The sequence below is a fragment of the uncultured Parvibaculum sp. genome (assembly GCF_963975745.1).
In the GTDB taxonomy this organism is placed as follows: domain Bacteria; phylum Pseudomonadota; class Alphaproteobacteria; order Parvibaculales; family Parvibaculaceae; genus Parvibaculum.
Window position 1 is genome coordinate 1 of the sequence record NZ_CAXBIB010000015.1, and the last position, 22,511, is coordinate 22,511.

A 22,511-nucleotide genomic window follows, 5' to 3' on the forward strand; every position below is an offset into this window, starting at 1 on the left:
CAGAAGTGTCAACCATGTCCCCGAACGCCTGTTAGCTATCTCCCCGGTACAAACAAAGGGGAGGGTGGGAAGAGGGGTCTACTTTCCTTCGAAATTCGGTTTTCTCTTTTCCATGAAGGCGGCGCGGCCTTCCTTGTAGTCGTCGCTGGCGAAGCAGCGGGCGATCAGCGCGTCGCATTTCTCGTGATCGAAATTGCCGGGCGCTCTCGCGAACTCGTCGACCACCTGCTTGGCGGCGGCGACCGTCAGCGGGGCGTTTTCGGCGATGGCGGCGCAGGTGTCGCGGGTGACGGTCTCCAGCGCCTCCTTCGTCGTCACGCGGTTGACGAGGCCCATGGCGAGCGCCTCGTCGGTCGTGAAGCGGCGGGCGGTGAAGAAGATTTCCTTGGCGAAGGCCGGGCCGACGATGTGAACCAGGCGACCGGTGCCGCTTGCACCATAGGCAAGGCCGAGCTTCGCGGCCGGGATGCCGAAGGTCGAATGTTCCGCCGCGATGCGCAGATCGCAGGACAGGGCGATGCCGAGACCGCCGCCGATGCAGTAGCCGTCGATCATGGCGATGGTCGGCTTCTGCGCATGGGCGATCGCATCGAAGGCGATCTCGGTCGCCTGTTCATAGGCCAGGATGCCTTCGGCGGAGGAACGGCTTTCGCCGAATTGCGAGATGTCGGCGCCGGCGACGAAGGCGCGGTCGCCCGCGCCCTTCAGCACGATGACGCGGATCTCCGGATCGGCGTCGAAGGCGCGCATGATTTCCGGCACGGCCTGCCACATGTCGAGGCCGACGGCATTCAGCCGTTCGGGATTGTTGAAGATCATCCAGCCGATGGCGCCGGTCTTCTCGGCGATCATGCGGGGCGTGGGGGAGGAGATGGACAACGGACTGTTCCCGGATCAGATGCTCGACTGCCGTCTGGGATACAGGCGCGGCGGGGTACTGGCAACAGGCGTGATGCTATCGGCACGGTCCGCAACAAATAGTGTCACCCCGGCTTTCGCCGGGGTGACACTTGTTTTTGAGCTGATGCTTGTGCCTCAAACCGGTGCGACGTATTCGAGCTGCGGCTCGCGGACCGGCGGCAGGTTGTCCTTCAGGTCGGCCAGCAGGTCGGATTTCAGCTTGGCGTAAGCCGGGTCGTTCCAGAGGTTGCGGTATTGCCGCGGGTCGTTGGCGTGGTCGTAGAGCTCGCCTTCGCTGCCGTCATGGATGGTGCCGGGCAGGCAGGCGGTGATGGTGTAGCCGTCGCGGTAGATGGTGCGCAGGCCGACGGTGGTGCCGTCGACATGCTTGCAGTCCCATTCGGTGAAGACGCGCTCGCGGCCCTGGGCGTCGCCTTCGGCATCGGTTTTCGGCATCGGCTTGCCTTGCATCCATTCAGGCACGGGCAGGCCGGCGATTTCGCAGAAGGTCGGCGCGAGGTCGACCTGGCCGACCGGCTTTCCGACGGCGGCGGGCGCGACATTCGCCGATTTGGCCGGGCGCCAGATCATCGGCAGGCGCATCAGCGCGTCGACATGATAGGGGCCCTTGAAGAGCAGGCCGAACTCGCCCTGGAATTCGCCGTGATCGGTGGTGAAGACGATATCGACATCCTCGCCCCAGCCGCGCTTTTCGACATAGGCCATCACTTTCGCGACCGCCTCGTCGATCAGTTCGTTCTCGACATGGGTGAAGGCGTTGATCTCCTGCACCTGGTCGGCGGTCATCTCGCAGGCGCGGAAGTCGGGCGGCGCCTCGTAATTCGTCACGCGTTCGCCGGTGTAGTATTCCATCCAGTGGCGCGGCTTGTCCTTCAGCACCTGCTCGATCCTTTCCTTCGAGCCCGGATAGAAATCCGGCAGTGGCGTTTCGCGCCAGGGATGGCGGTGAAGTTCCGATTGCGGCGGATCCCAGGGGTGGTGCGGATCGGGGAAGCTCATCCAGCAGAACCAGTCGTCATCGGCGCCGATGGAAGAGAGCCAGTCGATGGTGCGGTCGGCGACCCAGTCGGTGTGGTAATGCGCGCGGGAAACCGGATTGAAATGCACCTGGCAGGCGCCGGTGTCGCCGCCGCCGGCTGCGTTGACCTGAAATTTCTCGTTGAGGTTCTGGTAGAAGCCGGCAAGCGCTTCCGGGTCGTGCTTCTTCATCCATTCATTGTAGTGCAGGATCAGCGGCGAATGCGTGGCCAGTTCCATGTAGTCGAAACCGCGATGTGGCCCGTTCTCGCCCAGCCGCGCCATCTGGCTTTCGTAGAATTGCTGATGAAGGTCGAGGAAGGGCTCGAAATGCGCCTTGCCGATCAGCGCCGTCCTGTAGCCGCCTTTTTCGTTGAGATATTGCGCGACCGAAGGCGCATCGGCGGGGAGCGGCACGCCGTTCATCCAGACGCCATGGGTCGAGACATATTGCCCGGTGATCATGGTCGAGCGCGCCGGCATGCAGACGACGTTCTGGTTGTGGGCGCGGGTGTAGTTGATGCCGTTGGCGGCCAAGGCGTCGATGGCGGGTGTGCGCGCGACCTTCTGGCCGTTGGCGCCGATGGCGTCGAAGCGCATCTGGTCGGTGGTGATGAAAAGGATCTTCCGGCCCATAGACGCCGCCCCCGTTTCTAATGTCCTGCATTAACTTTTTAGGTCAGGCGGTGGCCGGAGGCAAGTCCTCGCCTTTTAGAAAGGAAATCATTGCGGGCAGCGCCGTGCGGTCCTGCAGCATGAAGAGGTGGCCGCCCTCGTAGAAGCGGAGTTCGGCGCCGCGGATGCGCGAGGCCATGTTGTGCTGTGTCTCGGGCAGCGCGATGCCGTCATATCTGCCGGCCGCGATCAGCACCGGGCAGCGGATTTCGCCGAGGCGGTCCCAGGTGTCGTGGGCGGCGCGGGCCTCGAGCTGGCGGTGCTGGCCCATCGCGTGGCCCGGTTCGTCCGCATAGGGATCATTTGCGGCGAAGGCGACCATCTGTTCGTAAGCATCCCGATTCTTCTCGATCCATGCCGCGTCGTGGCGCGTGTCGGATATCGGGATCATGTGGCGGGCGCGGGCCTCGCGGTCGATCTGCTGCAGCGTGTGCAGCGGGTAAGAGGCGCCGCCGGCGCCGCCGGGCGAGGTGCAGGCCAGCACCAGTCCCTCGACGACATGCGGATGGCGGATCGCCAGTTCCTGCGCGACCATGCCGCCGAAGGAGACGCCGACGACCAGCGCCGAGCCCCAGCCGATGGCGGCCATCAGGCCGACGGCATCCTCGGCATATTCGGCCATGGAATAGGGGCGGTCGGGCTTCGACGTCTGTCCGAGGCCGCGCTGGTCATAGGCCAGCATGTCGAAATGCTTCGGGAAAGGACCATCCAGCACATTGGGGCGGATGCGCAGGTCGCTGCCTGTGCCGGAAATGAACAGCAGGCGCGGGCCGGCACCGACACGCTGGTGACAGATTTCGATATCGCCGACCCTGGCGAAGGGCATGGCCTGGCTCCCTGAAGCGGCTTTCGAAAAAGCTTAACATGGGGTCCAGGAAAAGTGGGTTCTCCTATTGAACTCGCTCCGATGCCGCCCATGTGTTAGGCTTCCTGAAACTGTCGGCATGCTTCGCTCTGCCGGCATTTCGCCATGTGGGGCCGGTCCTCAGGGGAGGATGCGCGGCCGTCCGCATCGAACCGGCGAGGAGTGGACCCATGTCGAAGTCCGTCGAGAGGAACCAGCCGCTTGCCGTCTGCGATCCGGTCTGGGAGCGCGTGCGTGGCGAAGCCGAGGACATGACATCGGGCGAACCGATTCTCGCCAGCTTCCTTTATTCGACCATTCTCAATCATCGCGCCTTCAACGACGCGGTCGCCTATCACCTGGCGCAGAAGCTCGGCAATGCGGAAGTGCATCCGATGCAGTTGCGCGAGCTGTTCGACGAGGCGCTGCGCGAGGCACCGGAAATCGGCGAGGCCTATCGGGCCGACATCGTCGCCTATTACGAACGCGACCCGGCCTGCCATTCCTATATCCAGCCGCTGCTCTATTTCAAAGGCTTCCATGCGCTTCAGGCCTACCGCGTGGCGCATTGGCTGTGGGGGCAGGGCCGCAAGGCGATGGCGCTCTATCTCCAGAACCGCGTGTCGGATCTGTTCTCGGTCGACATTCATCCGGCGGCGCGGATCGGGCGGGGCATTTTCATCGACCATGCGACCGGCATCGTCATCGGCGAAACGGCGGTGGTCGAGGACGACGTGTCGATGCTGCATGGCGTGACGCTGGGCGGCACCGGCAAGGAGCAGGGCGACCGTCACCCGAAGGTCCGGCGCGGCGTGCTGATTTCGGTCGGCTCGAAGGTGCTCGGCAATATCGAGATCGGCGAATACAGCCGCATCGGCGCCGGCAGCGTGGTGCTGCACAATGTGCCGGCGCATTGCACGGCCGTCGGCGTGCCGGCCAAGATCGTCGGCTGCGCGGGCTGCGACAAGCCGGCCCATGCCATGGATCAGATGATCAAGGAAGAGGGCGACGGCATCTGAGGCCGCGCGCCTTTCAGGGCAATCGATCCTTCATCGCATAGAAGAGCATGCCGGCAACCAGCCCCGGATAGCGCAGCCATGTACCGCCCGGGAAATCGGGCGCCGGGATCTTTGCCATCCAGTCGAAGCGCTCGGCCTGGCCGGCCACGGCCTCGGCGATCAGCTTGCCGGCCAGCGTCGCGATGTTGATGCCCTGACCGGAATAGCCATGCGCGAAGATCACATTCGGGGCGAGACGGCCGAAATGCGGCAGGCGCTTCAGGGTGATCGCCAGCGTGCCGCCCCAGGCATGATCGATGCGGACATCCTTCAGTTGCGGGAAGACGCGCAGCATCGGCTTTCGGACAAAGGCGGCGATGTCGGCCGGGAAGCGCGGCGAATAGTTCTCGCCGCCGCCGAAGAGCAGGCGTCCGTCGGATGACAGGCGATAGTAGTCGATGACGAACTTGGTGTCCTGGACGCAGACATCGTCGCGGATCAGCTCGCGCGCCCGGGTGCCCAGCGGCTCGGTTGCGATGATGAAGTTGTTGATCGGCATGATCGCGGGCGCGATGCGCGGTTCGAGGCGGCCGAGATAGCCGTTGCAGGCCAGCACGACATGGGCCGCCGCGACCGAGCCCTTTGCGGTCTTCACGCCGGCCGGCGAAATGTCGAGTGCGCGGGTGTTCTCGTGAATCTTGACTCCTTTCGCCAGGCAGGCGCGGGCAAGACCGAGTGCATAATTCAAGGGATGGAGATGCGCGCCATCCGCATCGTACACGCCGCCCCAATAGCGATCGGACGCCACCATCTCACGCATTTCGTCACGCGGTACGTAGCGCGTCCTGTCATGGTCGTAATGAGCACGGAGATAGTCGGTATCTTCCTGCAGCCATTCCGCATCGCCGCGTTTCCATGCCGCGTGCAGCAGGCCCGGCTTCAGGTCGCAATCGATGTCATGGGCCGCGATCAGCTGCTTGACCAGTGCATTGCTCTCAAGACCAAGCTCCCAGAGGCGGCGGGCCCATTCGGGGCCGAGCATTTTTTCAAGGCTGCGCTGATCCTTGCGCTGCGAGGTGCCGAGCTGACCGCCGTTGCGGCCCGAGGCGCCCCAGCCGATGCGTTCGGCCTCGAGCAGGGTGACCGCATAGCCGCGCCCGGCCAGATGCAGCGCCGCCGAAAGGCCGGTATAGCCGCCACCGACGATGCAGATGTCAGCCCTTGTGTCGCCGGCCAGCGGCGGCTGCACCGGCAGTGCCTTGGCCGTTGCGGCATACCATGAGGACGGGTAGGCGGGAGCGGTCATGTGCGTCAGCCGATGTCCATTTTCCGGTCGTCACGCCCGTCGGCATGGATGTCGCAGAGATCGAGACAAGCCTCGAAAGGCGCGCTGTCGCGGGTGAATTCGAGGGCATCGTCATCTTCCCACTCGCTGCGGAACACGACGGTGCCCTTGTCCGGATGGTCCTCGATCGTGGCGCCGAGAAAGCCGCGGGGCGGGTTGCGGTCGAACTCACGCTCCTTGTAGGCGCGGAGCTGGGTCATGATGTGATCGGCCTGTCTGGTTGTGAAGGTGATTTCGAGGGCGACGGGCATTTTCCATTCCGGTTTGTTTCGGGTCTTGTCTGTTCGGGCATGCGTCTCGCTCTATAGCACAGAGATGCGGCGCTTTCGCCCTTTGCGTATTCTTGGCGCCGCGGCAGAATGACCGTCAAAGCCGGAGACGGAATCCGGCGCAGAACAGGGAAGAAGCGAATGGGACGTCTTGAAGGCAGGGTCGCGATCGTGACCGGCGCGGCGAAGGGCATCGGCGCGATCAGCGCCCGGTTGATGACGCAAGAAGGCGCGAAGGTGCTTTGCACCGATCTTGACGAAGAGGCCGGGCTGAAGGTTGTCGATGCAATCTCGCAGGCCGGTGGCGAGGCGCTGTTCATGCGCCATGACGTGGTCGACGAGGCGCAATGGGAGCGCGCGGTTGCGCTGGCCGAGGAGAAATTCGGAGCCTTGCACATACTCGTCAACAATGCCGGCATCGCGCCGGAGCCGAGCACGATCGAGGACAAGCCGCTTGAAAGCTGGCGTCACACCATCGCCGTCGATCTCGACAGCGTATTTCTCGGCTGCAAGCACGGTATCCGAACCATCAAGAAGACGACGGCCAGGGGCGGGCCGAGCGGCTCGATCATCAATGTGTCCTCCATTCTCGGGCTTGTCGGTCAACCCGGCGCATCCGACTACAATGCGGCGAAGGGGGGCGTCAGGCTGCTCACCAAATCGGCGGCGCTCGAATGCGCGCAGGCCGGCTATCGGATTCGCGTCAACTCGGTGCATCCGGGCTATATCCGCACGCCCATGGTCGAATCGGTGATCGAGCGGGGCGAAATGGGCGGCGTGCAGATCGGCTCGAATGAAATGGTCGAGATGCTGACCATGCTGCATCCGATCGGGCGACTCGGTGCGCCTGAGGACATCGGCAACGGGATCGTGTTCCTGGCCTCCGAGGAGGCTGCCTTCATGACTGGCGCGGAACTGGTGATCGATGGCGGCTACACGACGCGCTAGCGTTCAGGCACCGCGATGGCAGCATGAACATGGACGTCCGGTGTGGCGTGCCGTGCCGGACCAAGCAGCACCACCAGCGCAGCGAGCGTCAGCGCGACGGTAAAGGCGGCCAGGCATTTTCGCATGCGTCCCGACATGATCCTGTTCCGGGGCGGATTTCCGACGGAAAAGGCTCTCACATCTGCCCGTCGCCGGCCAATTGGACGAAGCGCCGCAGCGGCAACCGGGCGCAGGTCCGGTTTGCGCCGGAGGGCCCAAGCCGTTAAAACGGCCGGGCGCGCCCGATAGACGGGCAGATCAGCAATGCCGATGACGGGAGAACTTCTTGGACAAGATCGAAATCAAGCGCATCGAGAGCTATCTTCGCGAGAAGTTCAAGCTGCCGTCGATCACCGTCAAGGCGCGGCCGCAGAAGGACGATTCGGCCGAGGTCAATATCGGCGACGAATTCATCGGCGTCATCTTCAAGGATGACGAAGAGGGCGAGGTCTCCTACGCCTTCAACATGGCGATCCTCGACATCGATCTGCCCGATTGATGGTTAATCGAAGATCGGCCCCTGCAACTCATCGACCTGTTCGCGGGTTTCGAACTCGCCGACCAGTTTCATCACCGCACGGTCGATTTCGTTCCAGTCGTCGAGACGGCTGCGCTTGTAACGATAGCTCAGTTCGAGGCGGGACCCGAGCAGAAGCGAGCGTGTGCAATTCGGACTGTCGACAAGCCTACCCGGACGATCGCAGAGCAGCAGCACCATGCGCTCTTCATCGTCCTTTCCGACCAGCAGGTCCTGATTGGCATAGCCCGAATCGTCGCGGAAGGTGAAGCGCTGCAGGCCGGCACGATCCTGTTCCGGCTCGGGCGCGGCCAGATATTTCGAATAGATATCCCGCAGGCGTCGCGCCGAGCTGAGCGGCGTCGCGGTTTCGGCCAGCGTGAAATAGATCACGCTGGAACCAGCCGAATTGTCGATGAAGCGTTCCTGCAGGCTCGCATCGTAAGGTGTCAAATCTGGGAGCAGGGCATGCATGTCGACATTGGTGCGCCGGCCGCCGCCGCGCTGGCTCGGATATCGCGTGTAATGTTCCGGGATCAGGAAGCGCCGGTCGGCGATGAAGGTTTCGATCTTGCGGTCGGCGGCGCTGGCGCGCGGGTCGAGGCCCAGCAGTTCGCTCGGCGTCGGGCCGAAATAATAGTAGAGAAATGCGCCTGAAAAGGTCAGTACGCCGATCAGAACCAGACCCGGAATAATCCAGGCCGGGCGCTCGCGGACATATTCATCGTCCGATTGACTGTCGCGCGCCACTGTCATCCCCCGTTGTCGTTTTCCAGCCGGGCGTCCAATGCTGTGCCGCGCTGGCACAGCGGCGGCGCAATCCGGTACGTCCGGCGGCGAGCCGCCATCCGGAGACCCTCTCCGGCAGTGCATCTTCTTCTTATAACCCACTGAAATTAAAAGATCATTTCAAAATCTTGCCTGGTTGCCCGGCGCTGGTATGGCGCTTGCGGACAGAGCGGCATGATGCAGTTCATTTTCAAATCGCTGATCGTTCTGGGCGCCTTCCTGTTCTTCGGGGGCTACCTGCCCCTGCCGGGCGACGATCGTTCGCTGGCGGTACCGAGCCTTGTCTGCGACTCCGATCTCGGCGTCTGCCGGCTCGGCGGGGCCGAATTCGAACTCGGCGCGCGCTCGCCGCTGCTGACCGAGATCGCGCTCCGGGCACGCGGCAATCCGGCGGCCGATCTGAAGGCGGCGCTGACCGAGCCGCGCCTTGTCAATCTACTCGACCAGCAGGTCGTTCCGGACACTGTCGTGGTCATGGCGCAGGCGCGCCTGGCGGCCATGGCATCTCATTTCATTGACGGTATCGAAACCGGCCGCGCGGTGCGCGGTCCGCTCGAACGATAACAGGGGTTGGCGGGGCACATGTCGGCATTCGGGGCATTCTTCTTTTCGATCGCGACCGGGTTCGTCGCGGCCGGACTTACCAGCAGCTTCTATCGGCTGATCACCAACAAACCGCCGAGCTTCCAGCTGACATCGGAGCCGATGGTGCTTCAGGTCGCCGGGCTGGTGACGCTGATCTTTGCCGGACCGACGGTCATCCTGCGCAATGCGCTGCGCGCCCAGGTCTTCGAAAACCGCCCGCCGCACTGGATGCTGTTGTCGAGTTGCATCGCCGTGATGTGGAGTTTTCTCTCCGGCGTTTTCCTGCTGGGCATTTTCCTGTCGGCCGGTTAGGTCGGCTCCTTGCGCGGGGGCGGGCGCCGCATGGCGCGCCGGCCCAGCGATCCCAACAGCAGCGCCCCAAGACCCGCCACGATGGCCCAGACCCATTGCAGGGCCAGCAGCAGCAGGTTCCAGGCCGTCTTGAAGGCTCGCAGGCTCGTCTTTCCGGTCAGTTCGATCACGCCGCGTGTCTTCGTGCCGAGCGTTTCGCCCATGCGCCCGACACGGGCCAGATCGCCGGTGCTGTCGACATGCCGCATCAAGCGCACCGCTTCGGCCGGACCGACGGCGCGTTCAAGTGCGGCCATGTCGGTGAGAATTGGCGTGACGCGCGCCAGCGACACACTGTCGGCATATTCGACGATCGCACGGCGCGTCGCGGCACTGTCGCCGAGATCGGTGGTGCGCAGCAGCCCACGCAGCTTTTCGAAATTGACAGCTTCCTGCAGCGCGTTCGAAACGTCGCGCGCAAAGCGGGCCGTAATGGTGCCTGCCTTTTCGGCGACCTTCAGCAGCGAGACGCCGACCTTTACCGGCAATCCGCCGCCGCCCGTTGCAACGGTCGCCGTGGTGGCGGCAAGACCGACGACGGAAAGGCCCAGAATCAGCTTCGAATAATCTTCGCCGCGCGCCAGCTTCGATCCTTCCGCGCCGATGTCGCGCACATCGCCGACCACCGTCAGATCGGAGGCGATGGCGCCCATGAAGCCAGCGGTGTCGCTGCCGTAGCCTGTCACGAATCCTTCGAGGAAACTGCCGGCGCCACGCGCCGCGCGTCGGGCCGGCGCGTCCTCGCCAAGCAGGCGCGCCCGGGTCGACGCTTCGAGTTCGACATTCATGTAGTCCGCGATCTCGGCATACATGACCGCGTCGTCATAGAGTTTGGCATCGAGCGCTTCGTCGACGCGGCGGCTCAGATCGGCCCCGTCGGTGACGCTTGCCAGTTCGGCCTTGATGAAGGGCTCGGGGTCGATGGCATCTTCCGGGATATAATCATCGAGCAGCCCGTGCTGATAGGTCAGCATGAAGACGACCGGCAGGATCAGCAGAAGAACCGCCAGGTTGAACAGAAATCGCATGCCGATACGCCCTCACTGCACTCGGTGTCCGCACGGTCGTGCGCTCGCCGATATCGCCGCAAGGCGAGCTTGGGCCATCATCCCGGCGGGTGCAACCCGCCGCGGCGAATTCAGCCGCCGACCGGGCCGTTCCCGTCGGCCGTGATGACCAGAAGCGAGGGTCTTGGCGGGATATTGTCGTCGAAATCGGGCCAGCGCGTGGCCGGATCGGCGAAGCTCGAGCGGCGTTCGAAGCCGGCGAAATTGACGGTTCCGTCTGCGGCGGGGTGCTGCACGGCGAGAAAGAGGGCCGATGCGTCGGGCGTGAACACAGGACCGCAGACTTCGGCGCCGACGGGTGCGCGGAAGATCTGGCGCGCGACGCCGCGCTTGTCGCCGGCGGTCGCGAGCGCATAAAGCCCGTCGGCCGTGCCCGATGCCGTGTGCCAGCCCGAGCCCTGATCGGTGGCAACCCAGAGGCGACCGCGCGCATCGATCGCGACATTGTCCGGACAGGCAAACCAGCCGTCGGCCGACGTTTCCTCGTTCCATGCCGCGCCGATTGCCGGGAAAGCCGGGTCGCCGCATTTGACCAGCAATGTCCAGGTGAAGGTTTCCGAGGCGTGATCGCCGTCATCGGGCGTCAGTTCGACGATCTGGCCCCAGAGATTGCCGGCGCGCGGATTGACGCCGTCAACCTTGTCGGCCGTGCGCTCCCGGGCATTGGTCAGCGCGGCATAGACCTTGCCCGTCACCGGATGCGGTTCGACATCCTCCGGCCGGTCGAGCGGCGTCGCGCCCAGAATGTCGCCGGCGCGGCGCGCCTCGATCACGACATCGGCCTGAGAGGCAAAGCCGTTGCTCGCGTCGAGACCGTTCGTTCCGTGAACCAGCGGCAGCCAGCGCCCGGTGCCGTCGTCGTCGAAGCGGGCGACATGGAGAATGCCTTCATCGAGCAATCCGGCGTTTGCAGCGCGATCCTCGAAATTCACCCTGTCGCGGCTGACGAATTTGTACATGTATTCGAATTGCTGATCGTCGCCCGAATAGACGGCGAGGCGTCCATCCTTCGTCAGGGCGTTCTCGCAACCCTCATGCTTGAAGCGGCCCAGCGCCGTGCGCTTGACCGGCGTCGAAGCCGGATCGAAGGGATCGACCTCGACGATCCAGCCATAGCGATTGGGCTCGCGCGGTTCGGCCGACAGGTTGAAACGCTTGTAGTAGGCGCCCCAGGGATAGGCGCGGCCGGCCGGCAGGCCGATGCGCGCATGGTTTGCCGCTTCGGCCGGATCGTCGGGCGTGCCGATGAAGTAGAAATTGAAATTCTCCTCCGACATCAGCCATGTGCCCCAGGGCGTGATGCCGCCGGCACAATTGTTGACGGTGCCCATCACCGTGCGGCCCTGGGGGTCTTCGGACGTCTGCAGACGCGGATGACCGGCGGCGGGGCCTGAAATGTCCATCGGCGTGGTCAGTGGCGTGATGCGGCGGTTGAAGGCGCTGTCGCGCACGACGTTCCATTTTCCATCCTTGCCGCGGCCGATCTCGACGACGGTGCCGCCATGTGCGGCCATCGAGATTTCGACAATCTCCCTGGTGAAAAGTTCGAGCGGGTTCTGTCCCGGCGCCGGCACCATACCCGGATGCATCAGATCGTCATTGGTGTATTCGTGCTGGATGCAGAGCAGGCCGCGATCGCTGGCACCCGATCCCCAGGGCAGGGGCACGAAACCGATATAGTCGTTGTTGTAGCCGAATTGCTGCAACTGCCGTTCGGCACTCTGGTTCAGCGGATCGAATTCCGGTGCGCCGGGCAACACCGGGTCGCCCCAGCGCAGCAGGATGTCGGCGGTATGACCGCCCGCCACATGATGCGTTTCATCGACGCCGTGCGGCACTTCCTCGAAGCCGAAGATGTCGTCGGGCGCGAAATCGGGTTGAGCATCGCTGCAGGCCGCCAGCGGCAGCGTGCTGGCCGACGCGAGCAGCGCAGCCTTGCCGATCCCCTTCAGCACGTCGCGGCGCGCGAGGCGGCGCTTCCAGATTTCGTCAAGCGTCGGCGCCATGGCGCGTGCCACCGGCCGGTTTTCGGCCGCGTCCATCGCTTCGCCGATCCCGGCCGTCTCCCGCTCTTTCCGTTGCGTCATCCGTCCTGTCTCCATCCGGCGCTGCGGACCGACGATAGGGGCGGCCCTTGACGTGCGAATGACACCCCATTTGCCGCGCGCTTCGCAAGTCTCGTTTCCGGGCGCCGGCCGTGGCATAGTCCGGACACTGCAATCGAATGACGGGGAGATCTGTTCATGGCCATCTACGCCATTGGCGAGGCAAAGCCGGTTCTGCCGCCGGAAGGCGAATACTGGATCGCACCCGATGCGCAGGTGATGGGCAATGTGAAGCTGGCCCGGAACGCCAGTGTCTGGTTCGGCGCCGTGCTGCGCGGCGACAACGAGCTCATCAGCATCGGCGAAAATTCCAACGTGCAGGACGGTTCGGTGCTGCATACCGATCCCGGTTCGCCGCTGACCATCGAACGCGACGTGACGATCGGCCATCTGGTGATGCTGCATGGCTGCAGCATCGGCGCCGGCAGTCTGGTCGGCATCGGCAGCATCATCCTCAACAACACACGGATCGGAAAGGGCTGCCTGATCGGCGCCAACACGCTGATCGCCGAGGGCAAGGAGATTCCGGACTATTCGATGGTGCTCGGCGCGCCGGGCAAGGTCATCCGCACGCTCGACAAGGAAACAGCCGAGGCGCTCCGGCTGTCTTCCGATCATTATGTGCAGAACTGGAAGCGCTATGCGGCCGGCCTGAAGCGCCTCGACTGATGCGCGCCGCCGCGCTCCTCGCCGCGCTGCTGACCGGGCTGACGCTTTTCGCCTGTGTGCCGCCGGCGCGCGCCGGAAGCGCCCTCACCATCGAAACGGCGGCAGGGGCGACGCATCGTTTCACGGTCGAGCTTGCCGTCAGCCCTGCGGAAATCCAGCGCGGGCTGATGTTCCGCGAAAGCCTCGCCGACGATGCCGGCATGCTCTTCTTCTATCAGCAATGCCGGCTGGCGCAATTCTGGATGAAGAACACGCTGATCCCGCTCGACATGATCTTCATCGAGGCGGACGGGCGGATCGCCCGGATCACGGCCATGGCCGAACCGCAGTCGCTCGAGATCCGCGCTTCCGGCGTGCCGGTCAATGGCGTGCTCGAGATTGCCGGGGGGCGGGCGGCGGCGCTCGGCATCGCGCCCGGCGATCATGTCCGGCACCCGTTGTTCGGCGCCGACGGAGCGGCTGTTTGCGGCGAGGCGAATGGGCTAAGCTCGGGCCAACCATAATCCGGACAGGGAGAGACCGATGAGCCAGGCCAGACAGGCGCCCGAAGCGGCGGATGAAGTTCTTTACGAGGTTGCCGACCATATCGCGACCATCACGCTCAATGCGCCGGAGCGGATGAACACGATCTCCGGGCTGATGCTGAACCAGCTGACCGAGCGGCTGCTGCAGGCCGATCGCGACCCGGAGGTGCGCTGCGTGATCCTGACCGGCGCCGGCCGGGCCTTCTGCGCCGGCCTCGATCTTCGGCCGCAGGCTTCGGGCAATCTCTCCATCGGCCAGAGCGGCGGCGTCACCTCGACGTCGCTCGATCTCAGCTACACGCCGCCCACCGTGCTGCATGCGATGGAGACGCCGACCGTCTGCGCCGTCAATGGCGGGGCGGCGGGCTACGGCATGGACACCGCGCTGGGTTGCGACATCCGGGTGATGGCCAAGTCGGCCAAGTTCGCCGCCGCCTTCTGCAAGCGGGGGCTGCTGCCGGAATCGGGCGGCACCTGGATCCTGCCGCGGCTGATCGGCTGGTCGAAGGCGGCCGAGCTGATCTTCACTGGCCGCACGCTCTCGGCCGAGCAGAGCGTCGAATGGGGGCTTGCCTCCGAAGTCGTTGCCGATGCCGAGCTGATGCCGCGGGCGCGCGCCCTGGCCGCCGAGATCGCCGGCAATGCGCCCCTTGCCGTGCGCGCCGCCAAGCGGATGATGCGCATGGGGCTCAACGAGCCGTTCCCGGAGCATGTGCATCACGTCTATCTGCAATTGCTGCCGTTGATGCGGACCGACGACATCAAGGAAGGCATGACCGCCTATATCGAGAAACGCGAGCCGCGCTTCACCGGGCGATAGGTGCGGCCGGGCCGGGAAGGGCGCAAGGACAGCAGATGCGGAGGCTTGCCGTGCGGCGCGCGGCATTGGCGGCGAGGCTGGTTGCGGCGGTGGCGCTCTGCGTGCTGCTGCTGCCGGCGCATGGCCGGGCGGCCGTCTTCACCGGTGGCTATGACGGCATTGGCGACGCGGCCGGCATGGCGCTGACGCTGCAGCAGGCCGGGACCCGCGTTGTCGGACGGCTGACGACGCCGGGCGGCAGCACCTACACGATCAATGGCGAGCGGGCGGCGGTCGATACCGGCGAGGTGCAGGGTGTGCTGCGCCTGTCGGGGGCGACGGCCGATGCGGCGCTGTTCCATATCGAGGAACGCCCGCTCGGGCTGCAGCTGCTGTTCATCCCGACCCGGCCCGACGGCACGCCGGACATTGCGGCCTCGCGGGAATTCTCGTTCCTGAAGCGCGGCGTCCGGCCGGCGGTGCCGGCGCAGCCCGAAAGCCGCTTCGCGCCGGCGCCGGGCGATGGCGCGGTCGACCTCATCACCTTCATCGACCGGTTCCGGCGCTGGGACCCGCGCGACACGGCCCGGCTCTATGCCGCGCTCGACGATCGCAGCCGCGGGCTGATCCTGCTCTACGATCATGCGACGGCGGAACTGATGTGGCGTCTCTGTCAGGCGGCGCCGGTGGCGGGGTCGCCGGCGGCCGCACGGCTTGCCGAGATGATGGAACGCCAGCAGAGCGACTGCGCGGCCTATCTGCCGCTGGTCGGCGCAGCGCAGCAGAGCAGCGTCTTTCCCGAATTCCTGCGGCGGGCGCAGTTCCAGTTCGAAATCGTGCGCGCCACGGCGCTGTGCGACCGCGGCGAGACGCCGGCGGCCAAATGCGCCGATGTCAGTGCACTCGGGGCGCCGCTGATCCTGCGCTGGCGCCGCGCCGCCGCGATCATGACCGAGATCGCGCGGGCCGGCGGCGTGACGATCGCGCCGGTCGAGGCCGAAAGCGCGACCGAGGCGCCGGATCAATCCGGAACGGCACCGGCCGCCGGAGCGGCCGCGCCGCACGGCCTGCCGCTGTCGCGGCCCGACGCCGCGGGGCCGACCGATTTTGCGCCCGATATTTCAATCCGCGTCGGGCCGCTGCACCGGGCGCCGCTGCCACTGCCGCGGCCCGGTTCCTGACGCCGCTCAGGCGACCTCGACCAGCTGGATCTCGAAGGTCAGATCCTGGCCGGCTAGCGGATGGTTGGCGTCGAGCCGCACGGTGTCGCCGGTGACTTCGGTGATGACCAGCGCGATCTCGCGGCCGTCATTGCCGCTGGCGGTCAGCTGCATGCCGGGCTGCGGTTCGAGGCCCTGCGGCAGTTCCGAGCGCGGCACATCCTGCACCAGGCGCGGGTCGTGTTCGCCATAGGCTTCGCCGGCAGGGATCGTCAGCTTCTTGCTGTCGCCCGGTTCCATGCCGAGAACGGCATTCTCGAAGCCGGCGATCACCATGCGCCCGCCGACCGCGAACTCGATCGGTTCGCCGCCGCGGCTCGTGTCGAACACGGTGCCGTCGTTCAGTGAGCCCGTGTAGTGCACACGCACCGTGTTGCCGTTTGCTGCTGCCATTGTTCTGCCCTTGCGTTTCGATGATTGGAAATCGGCGAAAAAGAAAGGGGCTCTCAAGCGAATGCCTGAAAGCCCCAATGATCGAAAGCCTAGCATCGGCGATCGCGTTTGGCCACCTTGCGGCGCCGCGCAATGCCCTGCGTCAGTAGGTGCGGCGCCAGACGCGGCGGATTTTTGCGTCGACTTCGGGACCCATCGAACTCCAGGCCGTGCGGTCGCGCGTCGTGTCGGCAATGAACATCGTGTCGGTCTTGCCGATATGCACGCTGAGATCGTTGAGCAGGCCCGGCGCGGTTCCGTCGGTGTTGACGCACCAGACATTGGGCGCAAGCTTGTAGGCAGGCCCGAGCGACATGATCGCCTCTTCGAGCGGTCCGGCGAAGCGGGTCTTGACGTCGAGCACGATCAGGAAATTGGCGGTGTCGGGCTGCGCGCGGCGGTCGATCTGGCCCTTGCCCGGACCATAGGGCTGGCGGCGCTGCCCGGCGGGCGCGGTGGCTGCGGCATCGGGCTGCGGCGTCGCCGGTTCGATGGGTTCTGCAGGTTCGGCGGGGGTGCGGGCTTCGGGTTCGGCGGCCGGCCTGTCGGCCGATACCGGATCGGGCTGCGGCGCGGCATCGGGCTCGGGCTCGGGCGTGCTGCCGAACAGCACGGCGAAGGCCGGCAGATCGCCCGCCGCGCGCCATGTACCGGCGCCGGCCGGCGTGCCTTCGGGCGCCACCAGGCTGTGCGGCGCCACGCGGCCCTCGGCGGCATAGGCCGTCATCGCCGCGAAACTGTAGGGCCCGTAGACGCGGTCGCCATATTTCAGCACCCAGCGCAGCTCGGCGGGGTCGGCGTCGGCCGGGTGGACTGCGGAAATTTCGTTCGGTTGTGCCATGATCTCGGTTTCATACGGGGTACAAGGCGCCATGCGCGCCGCTTCGGACATTCATGTTTACGGTGTTTTGGTTACCGCAACGTCAACAAACCGGCGCTTGCCGCCTCGCGGCGGTCGGGGCAAAGTCGCGGCAACGTGCGGGAAACGCACATTCACATCACCGGGAAACGTCATGACCGAATTCTGCACCGCCGAGCGCGACGGCCATCTGCTGATCGTCACCATCAACCGTCCCGAGCGCATGAATGCGCTGCATCCGCCGGCCAATTTCGAACTGGAAGGCATCTTCAACGATTTCGCCGCCGATCCCGATCTGTGGGTTGCGATCATCACCGGCGCGGGCGATCGCGCCTTCAGCGCCGGCAACGACCTGCGCTGGCAGGCCGAGGGCAACAAGCTCGAAGTGCCGGCGACGGGCTTTGCCGGGCTGACCGCGCGGTTCGATCTCGCCAAGCCGGTCATTGCCGCGGTCAATGGCGTGGCGATGGGCGGCGGTTTCGAGATCGCGCTGGCCTGCGACCTGATCATTGCCTCCGACAATGCGAAGTTCGCCCTGCCGGAGCCGAAGGTCGGTCTCGCGGCACTGGCGGGCGGTCTGCACCGGCTGCCGCGCCAGATCGGCGTCAAGCAGGCCATGGGGATGATCCTGACCGGCCGCCAGGTGCCGGCGGCGGAGGGCAAGGAACTCGGTTTCGTCAACGAGGTGGTGCCGGCGGCCGAGCTGATGGCGGCGGCGAAGCGCTGGGCCGGCCTGATCATGGAATGCTCGCCGATGTCGATCCGCGCCTCCAAGGAGTCGGTCTACAAGGGCCTCGACATCGCCAATCTCAACGAGGCGGTGACGGCGAAATATCCGGCGGTCAACGCTCTCTTCAAGAGCGAGGATCTGATCGAGGGCCCGCGCGCCTTCGCCGAAAAGCGCAAGCCGAACTGGACAGGCAAATAGGCGCCGCAAAAAAAGAACCGGCCCTGCTGCGGGGGGAGCAGCAGAGCCGGCCTCGACATGACCGGCCCCGGATGGGGGGCAAAGGGGACCGGTCGGCAGGTCAGTTGAGAGCGAGCGCGGCTGTCGGTTCCTCCTTCAACGCTTCGCGGCTCGCTGTCTGGCCTTCGGCGATGCCCGGACGCAGATCGGCGGGCATGTTCCTCTCAAGGGCGGCCAGGAACGGTGCGGTTTCGCCCAGCGGCGGAAAGTCGGTCTGCGCGATGCTGCGGAACGTCTTCTGGTCGAGATTGACCCAGACGAACGGCCGCTCGCGCGATTGCCGCTTGATCCACTGATAGGGCGCGTCGTTCCAGGCGACGATCTCCCAGTTCTTGTTGTCGAGCACGAATTCGCCACGGTCGGTTTTCACCAGCAGCACCGCATGGCCGTCGCCGTTCCATTCGCGGACCACGGCAAGCAGCAGCTGGTCGGGCGACCATCCCCGTTCGATCAGCAGCTTGCGTTTCAGCAGCGCAAGGTCCTCGCAGTCGCCGCCGCGTTCGTCGGCGATCGCCCACCATTCGGCGCGCTGGTAGAGCACCATGTCGTCGACCTGCGGGATCGTCCGGTTGACCCAGTCGTTGACCTCGGCCAGTTCCGCCCAGCGCGCGGGCGTCAGTTCCATTTTCTGCGGCGCGTCGGTGCCGCCGGCGCATTCATCCGGGTTGCGGATGCAGAAGCCGATATAGCCGTAAGGGGGCGGCGCCTGCTGACCGGTCGGCATCGCGGCGGCAACGCGATATTCGCGCGGGCCGTCATTGTTGAAGAAGCCGATGCTTCCCACGCGGTCCGGCGCCTGGCAGCTGGCAAGCGCCAGTGCGAGACCCGTCGTCAGAAGAAGATTTTTACGCCACGACATCTTGCCACCCCGATCGCTTACGAACCCGGCCTGATGGGCTCATGAGCGCAGGATGGCAGCGAGGCATTGGCGCGCGTTTAAATACGGGAATCGCATTTGAAACGAATTCGCGGCGAGTTTGAATCGCCTTTGGATAAAATTTGAATCAATCGAATTTTAGTCAAATGCCGTCGATCGGGCGGCGCCGGAAATGCCTTTGTTTACAGGTCTTTCCGCCCCGTCGGCGGGTCGGGACGGCGCGCGTTGGCGGCCTTGCGGCGCGCGGGCCGGACTTGTTTCGCGTCCGGCATTTTTCAGAAAATTTTTCCGCCGGACGCCTTTCAGCCGCTGCGGGCGCCGTCGAAGCTGCCGGAATCGGCCGCCAGCGTGTCGCGGATATGGGCAATCGTCGCCGCGCGTTCCTTGCGCTTGGTATTGGCGAAGGCAGGCTGGGCCAGCGCGGCCAGCGCCGCGGCGCGGGCCCGGGCGATCTCGATCAGCGCGTCGGGCGCCACTGTTTCGTCGAGATAGCCGACCGCCACCGCCTCGGCGGGCCCGTAGGTGCGGGCCTGTGTGACGGCCTCCGTGAAACGGTTGCGCGCCAGCCGGTCGCGGGCCAGTTCGATGCCGAAAACCGGCATGGTCATGCCGATGGCGACTTCCGGCAGGCCGATCTTGAAGGCGCCGTCGACGCCGATCCGGGCATCGCCCGCCAGCAGCAGCAAGCCGCCGGCGGCCAGTGCATGGCCGCTGCAGGCCATGACGACGGGCAGGGGATATTCATAGAGCCGCATCAGCAGTTCGGCGCCGGCGCTGACCAGCCTGCGGACGTTTTCGGGCCCCGATGCCATCACCTCGAGGTCGAAGCCGGCGCAGAAACGCTTTTCGCGGCCGGCGATCAGCACGGCCTTCGCGGATTTTTCGGCTGTGTCGAGGGCGGCGTTGATCGCATCGATCATGGCATGGCCCAGCGCATTGGCCTTGCCGTCATCCATGGCGAGGGTGGCGATGTCGCTGTCGAGCGAATAGGCGAGAATGGACGTGCTCACGGGCGGCTCCCTTGTTGTCGGGAACCAGTCTAGCGCGATGACGGCGCAAAAGCCGAGACGGGATCAGCCCCGAAATCAGCCAAAGGGGCGCGAAAGGGCGCTGGCGCGTTCGGGGATATTGGTGAACTGGATGCCGATGCCTGCCTCGGTATGGCGCACCACGCGGCCGGTCATGCGGCCGATCGAGACATCGGTGCCGATCGGCGGGCGCGGATCGACGGCCACCTGGGCGCCGCCCAGCGACATGTCGACGATGCGGCAGGGCATGGTGGTGCCGTCGCCCATGGTCAGTACCGAGCTTTCCTCGAGGCCGGCCTCGCCCGGCGCATAGCGGGCAAAGCTGCGCCGCGCCGAAACCTCGATCTTTTCGCCGCGCGCCAGTGCTTCCAGACGCTGGGCCAGACGCTCGCGGCGCGGGCCGCTGATCGCCGTCTCGATGGCGAAACCGCCTTCGAAGGTCCGCACGACCTTGCCTTCGAAGCGGCCGAATTCGTCGAGATAGACAATGACCGGATCGCCGACTTCGACCGCGATGTCGGTCCTGAGCGCGATGCCGCCCAGCGACATGTCGCGAAGCGAGCAGGTATGTTCGCCGCCATCGGGCGCCAGGAAGCGGCCCTTGGCTTCGAAGGCCACCCGCTGGTGCTTGCGCCGCTCGTCATGCTCGATTTCGTCGGATTGCATCTGTACCCGGCCCGGATTGTCGATGAATCGGTCCCGTGCTCCTGGCACCGGCCTTTCCGGGCAAAGAATAGCCCCGTCACGGTTAATGAATTTTTACCGCAGGCACACACTGAAACCAATATTTTTCTCGTTCCGGCAAGGGCTTGCCGGAATGCCGCACAAATTGACGCTTGCGTCAGCTTCGCTGATTCCCGACAATCGCCGTCAAATTCCGATCAATCAGGGAATCGGGGCCAGAGGCGGCCGGAGCCGGGCATGGCGGACCTTGCGGTCCCGCGTGGCGCTGCGTCTGGCAAATCAAATTCAACGGGCAGGAACAGTCTCATGAGCGATTTCGATTTCATCATCATCGGTGCCGGCAGCGCGGGCTGCGTGCTGGCCAACCGCTTGTCCGAAAATCCGGCCAACAAGGTGCTGCTGCTGGAGGCGGGGTCGAAAGACAAGAACTTCATGATCCACATGCCCGCCGGCGTCGGCAAGCTGATCGGCACCGACATGGCCAACTGGTACTACTACACCGAAGGCCAGCCTTTCCTGAACAACCGCAAGCTCTTCTGGCCGCGCGGCAAGGTGCTGGGCGGTTCGTCCTCCATCAACGGCATGATCTATATTCGCGGCCATGCGCGCGACTACGACATGTGGCGTCAGCTCGGCCTCGAGGGCTGGGGTTTCTCGGACGTGCTGCCTTATTTCCGCCGCGCCGAAGGCAACGAGAACGGCAACAGCGCCTTCCATGGCGGCGACGGTCCGCTCGGCGTCTCCAATCCGCGCAAGACCAACGTGCTGTTCGATGCCTTTGTCGAGGCCGGCAAACAGGCCGGTCATCCCTACACGGACGACTTCAACGGCCCGCAGCAGGAAGGCGTCGGTCCTTACCAGCTCACCATCAAGAACGGCCAGCGTTGCAGCGCCGCCAAGGGCTATCTGACGCCGGTGCTCGACCGTCCCAACCTCACCGTCGAGGTCGAGGCGCTGACGTCGCGCATTCTCTTCGACGGCAAGAAGGCCGTCGGCGTCGAATACACGCAGAAGGGCGAGACGAAGGTCGCGCGCGCGGCCCGCGAAATCGTGCTTTCGGGCGGCGCCGTCAATTCACCGCAGGTGCTGCAGCTTTCGGGCATCGGCAAGGGCGACTATCTGCGCAAGTTCGGCATCGATGTCGTCGCCGATCTGCCCGGCGTCGGCCAGAACCTGCAGGATCATCTCGACTGCGTCGTGCTCAATGAATGCACGCAGCCGATCACGCTGCACAGCCAGGTCAGCAACCCGCTGAAGCAGATCATGACCGGCATGCAGTACACGTTCCTGAAATCGGGGCTGGCCACGTCGAACGGGCTCGAGTCCGGCGGCTTCCTGAAGACGCGGCCGGAGCTTGAAATTCCCGACATCCAGCTTCACTTCGTGGCCGCGATGATGCGCGACCATGCGCGCGTCAAGTCCGACCGTCACGGCTTCACCGTTCACATCTGTCAGTTGCGTCCCGAAAGCCGCGGCTATGTCGCGCTGAAGTCGCTCGATCCGGCCGATCATGCGCTGATCCAGCCCAACTATCTGGCCTCCGAGACCGACCGCAAGGTGATGCGCGACGGCGTCAGGATGGTGCGCAACATCATTGCGCAGCGCGCGATGGACCCCTATCGCGGGCCCGAATTCTGGCCGGGTGCCGACAAGCAGTCGGATGCCGAGATCGATGCCTGGATCCGCGAGACCGCCGAGACGATCTATCACCCGGTCGGCACGGCCAAGATGGGTAACGATCCGATGGCGGTGGTCGACACGAAGTGCCGCGTGCACGGGCTGCAGGGCCTGCGCGTCGTCGATGCCTCGGTGATGCCGACGCTGGTCGGCGGCAACACCAATGCGCCGACCATCATGATCGCGGAAAAGATTTCCGACGACATGCTGGGCAAGGCGCCGCTGCCGGCCGAAAACGTCACCATTGCCGAAGACCGGGTCGGCCACGCCGCCTGATCCGGGCTTGCCCGATTGCAGGAAAGCCG

The 22,511-nt window shown here is 65.1% G+C and carries 25 protein-coding genes; 11 read left to right on the forward strand and 14 right to left on the reverse strand.

Going from position 1 to position 22,511, the window contains the following annotated elements; translation table 11 throughout:
• Positions 1 to 78: 78 nt before the first annotated feature.
• The 3 genes from AAC071_RS12325 to AAC071_RS12335 all read right to left on the reverse strand — a co-directional run bounded on the left by AAC071_RS12325 (position 79) and on the right by AAC071_RS12335 (position 3,439).
• Positions 79 to 879, reverse strand: coding sequence for an enoyl-CoA hydratase (locus AAC071_RS12325; protein WP_339832918.1), 801 nt, complete (start codon positions 877 to 879; stop codon positions 79 to 81).
• 156 nt (positions 880 to 1,035) lie between these two features.
• Positions 1,036 to 2,574 carry a sulfatase-like hydrolase/transferase gene (locus AAC071_RS12330; RefSeq protein ID WP_339832920.1) on the reverse strand — a complete coding sequence of 513 codons (1,539 nt, stop codon included), beginning with the start codon at positions 2,572 to 2,574 and terminating at the stop codon, positions 1,036 to 1,038.
• Positions 2,575 to 2,617: 43 nt separating this feature from the next.
• Positions 2,618 to 3,439 carry an alpha/beta hydrolase gene (locus AAC071_RS12335; RefSeq protein WP_339832922.1) on the reverse strand — a complete coding sequence of 274 codons (822 nt, stop codon included), beginning with the start codon at positions 3,437 to 3,439 and terminating at the stop codon, positions 2,618 to 2,620.
• 209 nt (positions 3,440 to 3,648) lie between these two features.
• Here AAC071_RS12335 and cysE point away from each other — a divergent pair, with 209 nt between their 5' ends.
• Positions 3,649 to 4,476 carry a serine O-acetyltransferase gene (gene cysE, locus AAC071_RS12340; RefSeq protein WP_339832924.1) on the forward strand — a complete coding sequence of 276 codons (828 nt, stop codon included), beginning with the start codon at positions 3,649 to 3,651 and terminating at the stop codon, positions 4,474 to 4,476.
• A gap of 13 nt (positions 4,477 to 4,489) precedes the next feature.
• Here the strand turns inward: cysE and AAC071_RS12345 are convergent, their stop codons facing one another.
• Together AAC071_RS12345 and AAC071_RS12350 are read right to left on the reverse strand one after the other, a co-directional pair.
• Positions 4,490 to 5,761, reverse strand: a complete 1,272-nt coding sequence (locus AAC071_RS12345) for an FAD-binding oxidoreductase (RefSeq protein WP_339832925.1) — start codon at positions 5,759 to 5,761, stop codon at positions 4,490 to 4,492.
• Positions 5,762 to 5,766: 5 nt separating this feature from the next.
• Positions 5,767 to 6,051 (reverse strand): hypothetical protein, encoded by a 285-nt coding sequence (locus AAC071_RS12350; protein ID WP_339832926.1) that lies wholly within the window; start codon positions 6,049 to 6,051, stop codon positions 5,767 to 5,769.
• Between the two features lie 159 nt (positions 6,052 to 6,210).
• On the opposite strand from AAC071_RS12350, the gene AAC071_RS12355 reads away from it, so the two are divergent.
• Positions 6,211 to 7,017, forward strand: a complete 807-nt coding sequence (locus tag AAC071_RS12355) for a glucose 1-dehydrogenase (RefSeq protein ID WP_339832927.1) — start codon at positions 6,211 to 6,213, stop codon at positions 7,015 to 7,017.
• On the opposite strand, the gene AAC071_RS12360 is transcribed toward AAC071_RS12355, so the two are convergent.
• Positions 7,014 to 7,154 (reverse strand): hypothetical protein, encoded by a 141-nt coding sequence (locus AAC071_RS12360; RefSeq protein WP_339832928.1) that lies wholly within the window; start codon positions 7,152 to 7,154, stop codon positions 7,014 to 7,016. The two genes, AAC071_RS12355 and AAC071_RS12360, sit on opposite strands and share 4 nt — an antisense overlap.
• 188 nt (positions 7,155 to 7,342) lie before the next feature.
• Between AAC071_RS12360 and AAC071_RS12365 the strand changes: the two genes are divergently transcribed.
• Complete coding sequence (locus tag AAC071_RS12365) at positions 7,343 to 7,555, forward strand: DUF3126 family protein (protein ID WP_339832929.1); 213 nt, start codon at positions 7,343 to 7,345, stop codon at positions 7,553 to 7,555.
• Positions 7,556 to 7,558: 3 nt separating this feature from the next.
• Here AAC071_RS12365 and AAC071_RS12370 read toward each other — a convergent pair whose 3' ends face one another.
• Complete coding sequence (locus tag AAC071_RS12370) at positions 7,559 to 8,323, reverse strand: hypothetical protein (RefSeq protein ID WP_339832930.1); 765 nt, start codon at positions 8,321 to 8,323, stop codon at positions 7,559 to 7,561.
• Positions 8,324 to 8,536: 213 nt separating this feature from the next.
• On the opposite strand from AAC071_RS12370, the gene AAC071_RS12375 reads away from it, so the two are divergent.
• Together AAC071_RS12375 and AAC071_RS12380 are read left to right on the forward strand one after the other, a co-directional pair.
• Positions 8,537 to 8,926, forward strand: coding sequence for a hypothetical protein (locus AAC071_RS12375; protein WP_339832931.1), 390 nt, complete (start codon positions 8,537 to 8,539; stop codon positions 8,924 to 8,926).
• Positions 8,927 to 8,944: 18 nt separating this feature from the next.
• Positions 8,945 to 9,259, forward strand: a complete 315-nt coding sequence (locus AAC071_RS12380; protein ID WP_339832932.1) for a hypothetical protein — start codon at positions 8,945 to 8,947, stop codon at positions 9,257 to 9,259.
• Here the strand turns inward: AAC071_RS12380 and AAC071_RS12385 are convergent.
• The gene (locus tag AAC071_RS12385; RefSeq protein ID WP_339832934.1) at positions 9,256 to 10,326 is read right to left on the reverse strand and encodes a hypothetical protein; all 1,071 of its coding nucleotides are present in this window, start codon (positions 10,324 to 10,326) and stop codon (positions 9,256 to 9,258) included. The genes AAC071_RS12380 and AAC071_RS12385 overlap by 4 nt on opposite strands.
• Positions 10,327 to 10,436: 110 nt before the next feature.
• Positions 10,437 to 12,452: a PhoX family phosphatase gene (locus AAC071_RS12390; protein ID WP_339832935.1), complete on the reverse strand. Its 2,016-nt coding sequence runs from the start codon at positions 12,450 to 12,452 to the stop codon at positions 10,437 to 10,439.
• Between the two features lie 156 nt (positions 12,453 to 12,608).
• On the opposite strand from AAC071_RS12390, the gene AAC071_RS12395 reads away from it, so the two are divergent.
• From AAC071_RS12395 to AAC071_RS12410, 4 genes are read left to right on the forward strand one after another with little or no spacing between them, the layout of a single operon-like run.
• Positions 12,609 to 13,139: a gamma carbonic anhydrase family protein gene (locus AAC071_RS12395; protein WP_339832936.1), complete on the forward strand. Its 531-nt coding sequence runs from the start codon at positions 12,609 to 12,611 to the stop codon at positions 13,137 to 13,139.
• Positions 13,139 to 13,642 (forward strand): DUF192 domain-containing protein, encoded by a 504-nt coding sequence (locus tag AAC071_RS12400; RefSeq protein WP_339832938.1) that lies wholly within the window; start codon positions 13,139 to 13,141, stop codon positions 13,640 to 13,642. The genes AAC071_RS12395 and AAC071_RS12400 overlap by 1 nt, the downstream gene beginning before the upstream one ends.
• A gap of 19 nt (positions 13,643 to 13,661) precedes the next feature.
• Positions 13,662 to 14,483 carry an enoyl-CoA hydratase-related protein gene (locus AAC071_RS12405; RefSeq protein WP_339832939.1) on the forward strand — a complete coding sequence of 274 codons (822 nt, stop codon included), beginning with the start codon at positions 13,662 to 13,664 and terminating at the stop codon, positions 14,481 to 14,483.
• A 35-nt stretch (positions 14,484 to 14,518) separates the two neighbouring features.
• A complete protein-coding gene (locus AAC071_RS12410) occupies positions 14,519 to 15,643 on the forward strand; it encodes a hypothetical protein (protein WP_339832941.1) in 1,125 nt (374 codons plus the stop codon).
• 6 nt (positions 15,644 to 15,649) lie between these two features.
• On the opposite strand, the gene AAC071_RS12415 is transcribed toward AAC071_RS12410, so the two are convergent.
• On the reverse strand, positions 15,650 to 16,075 hold the full coding sequence (locus AAC071_RS12415; RefSeq protein WP_339832943.1) for a peptidylprolyl isomerase: 426 nt from the start codon (positions 16,073 to 16,075) through the stop codon (positions 15,650 to 15,652).
• Between the two features lie 142 nt (positions 16,076 to 16,217).
• Positions 16,218 to 16,955, reverse strand: a complete 738-nt coding sequence (locus AAC071_RS12420) for a GYF domain-containing protein (protein WP_339832945.1) — start codon at positions 16,953 to 16,955, stop codon at positions 16,218 to 16,220.
• A gap of 172 nt (positions 16,956 to 17,127) precedes the next feature.
• Between AAC071_RS12420 and AAC071_RS12425 the strand changes: the two genes are divergently transcribed.
• On the forward strand, positions 17,128 to 17,901 hold the full coding sequence (locus tag AAC071_RS12425; RefSeq protein ID WP_339832947.1) for an enoyl-CoA hydratase-related protein: 774 nt from the start codon (positions 17,128 to 17,130) through the stop codon (positions 17,899 to 17,901).
• A gap of 100 nt (positions 17,902 to 18,001) precedes the next feature.
• Here the strand turns inward: AAC071_RS12425 and AAC071_RS12430 are convergent, their stop codons facing one another.
• The 3 genes from AAC071_RS12430 to AAC071_RS12440 all read right to left on the reverse strand — a co-directional run bounded on the left by AAC071_RS12430 (position 18,002) and on the right by AAC071_RS12440 (position 20,559).
• The gene (locus tag AAC071_RS12430) at positions 18,002 to 18,799 is read right to left on the reverse strand and encodes a transglutaminase-like cysteine peptidase (RefSeq protein WP_339832949.1); all 798 of its coding nucleotides are present in this window, start codon (positions 18,797 to 18,799) and stop codon (positions 18,002 to 18,004) included.
• Positions 18,800 to 19,119: 320 nt separating this feature from the next.
• Complete coding sequence (locus tag AAC071_RS12435) at positions 19,120 to 19,827, reverse strand: crotonase/enoyl-CoA hydratase family protein (RefSeq protein WP_339832951.1); 708 nt, start codon at positions 19,825 to 19,827, stop codon at positions 19,120 to 19,122.
• A 75-nt stretch (positions 19,828 to 19,902) separates the two neighbouring features.
• Positions 19,903 to 20,559 carry a PilZ domain-containing protein gene (locus AAC071_RS12440; RefSeq protein WP_339832953.1) on the reverse strand — a complete coding sequence of 219 codons (657 nt, stop codon included), beginning with the start codon at positions 20,557 to 20,559 and terminating at the stop codon, positions 19,903 to 19,905.
• Between the two features lie 276 nt (positions 20,560 to 20,835).
• On the opposite strand from AAC071_RS12440, the gene AAC071_RS12445 reads away from it, so the two are divergent.
• Positions 20,836 to 22,482: a choline dehydrogenase gene (locus AAC071_RS12445; protein ID WP_339832955.1), complete on the forward strand. Its 1,647-nt coding sequence runs from the start codon at positions 20,836 to 20,838 to the stop codon at positions 22,480 to 22,482.
• Positions 22,483 to 22,511 lie beyond the last annotated feature (29 nt).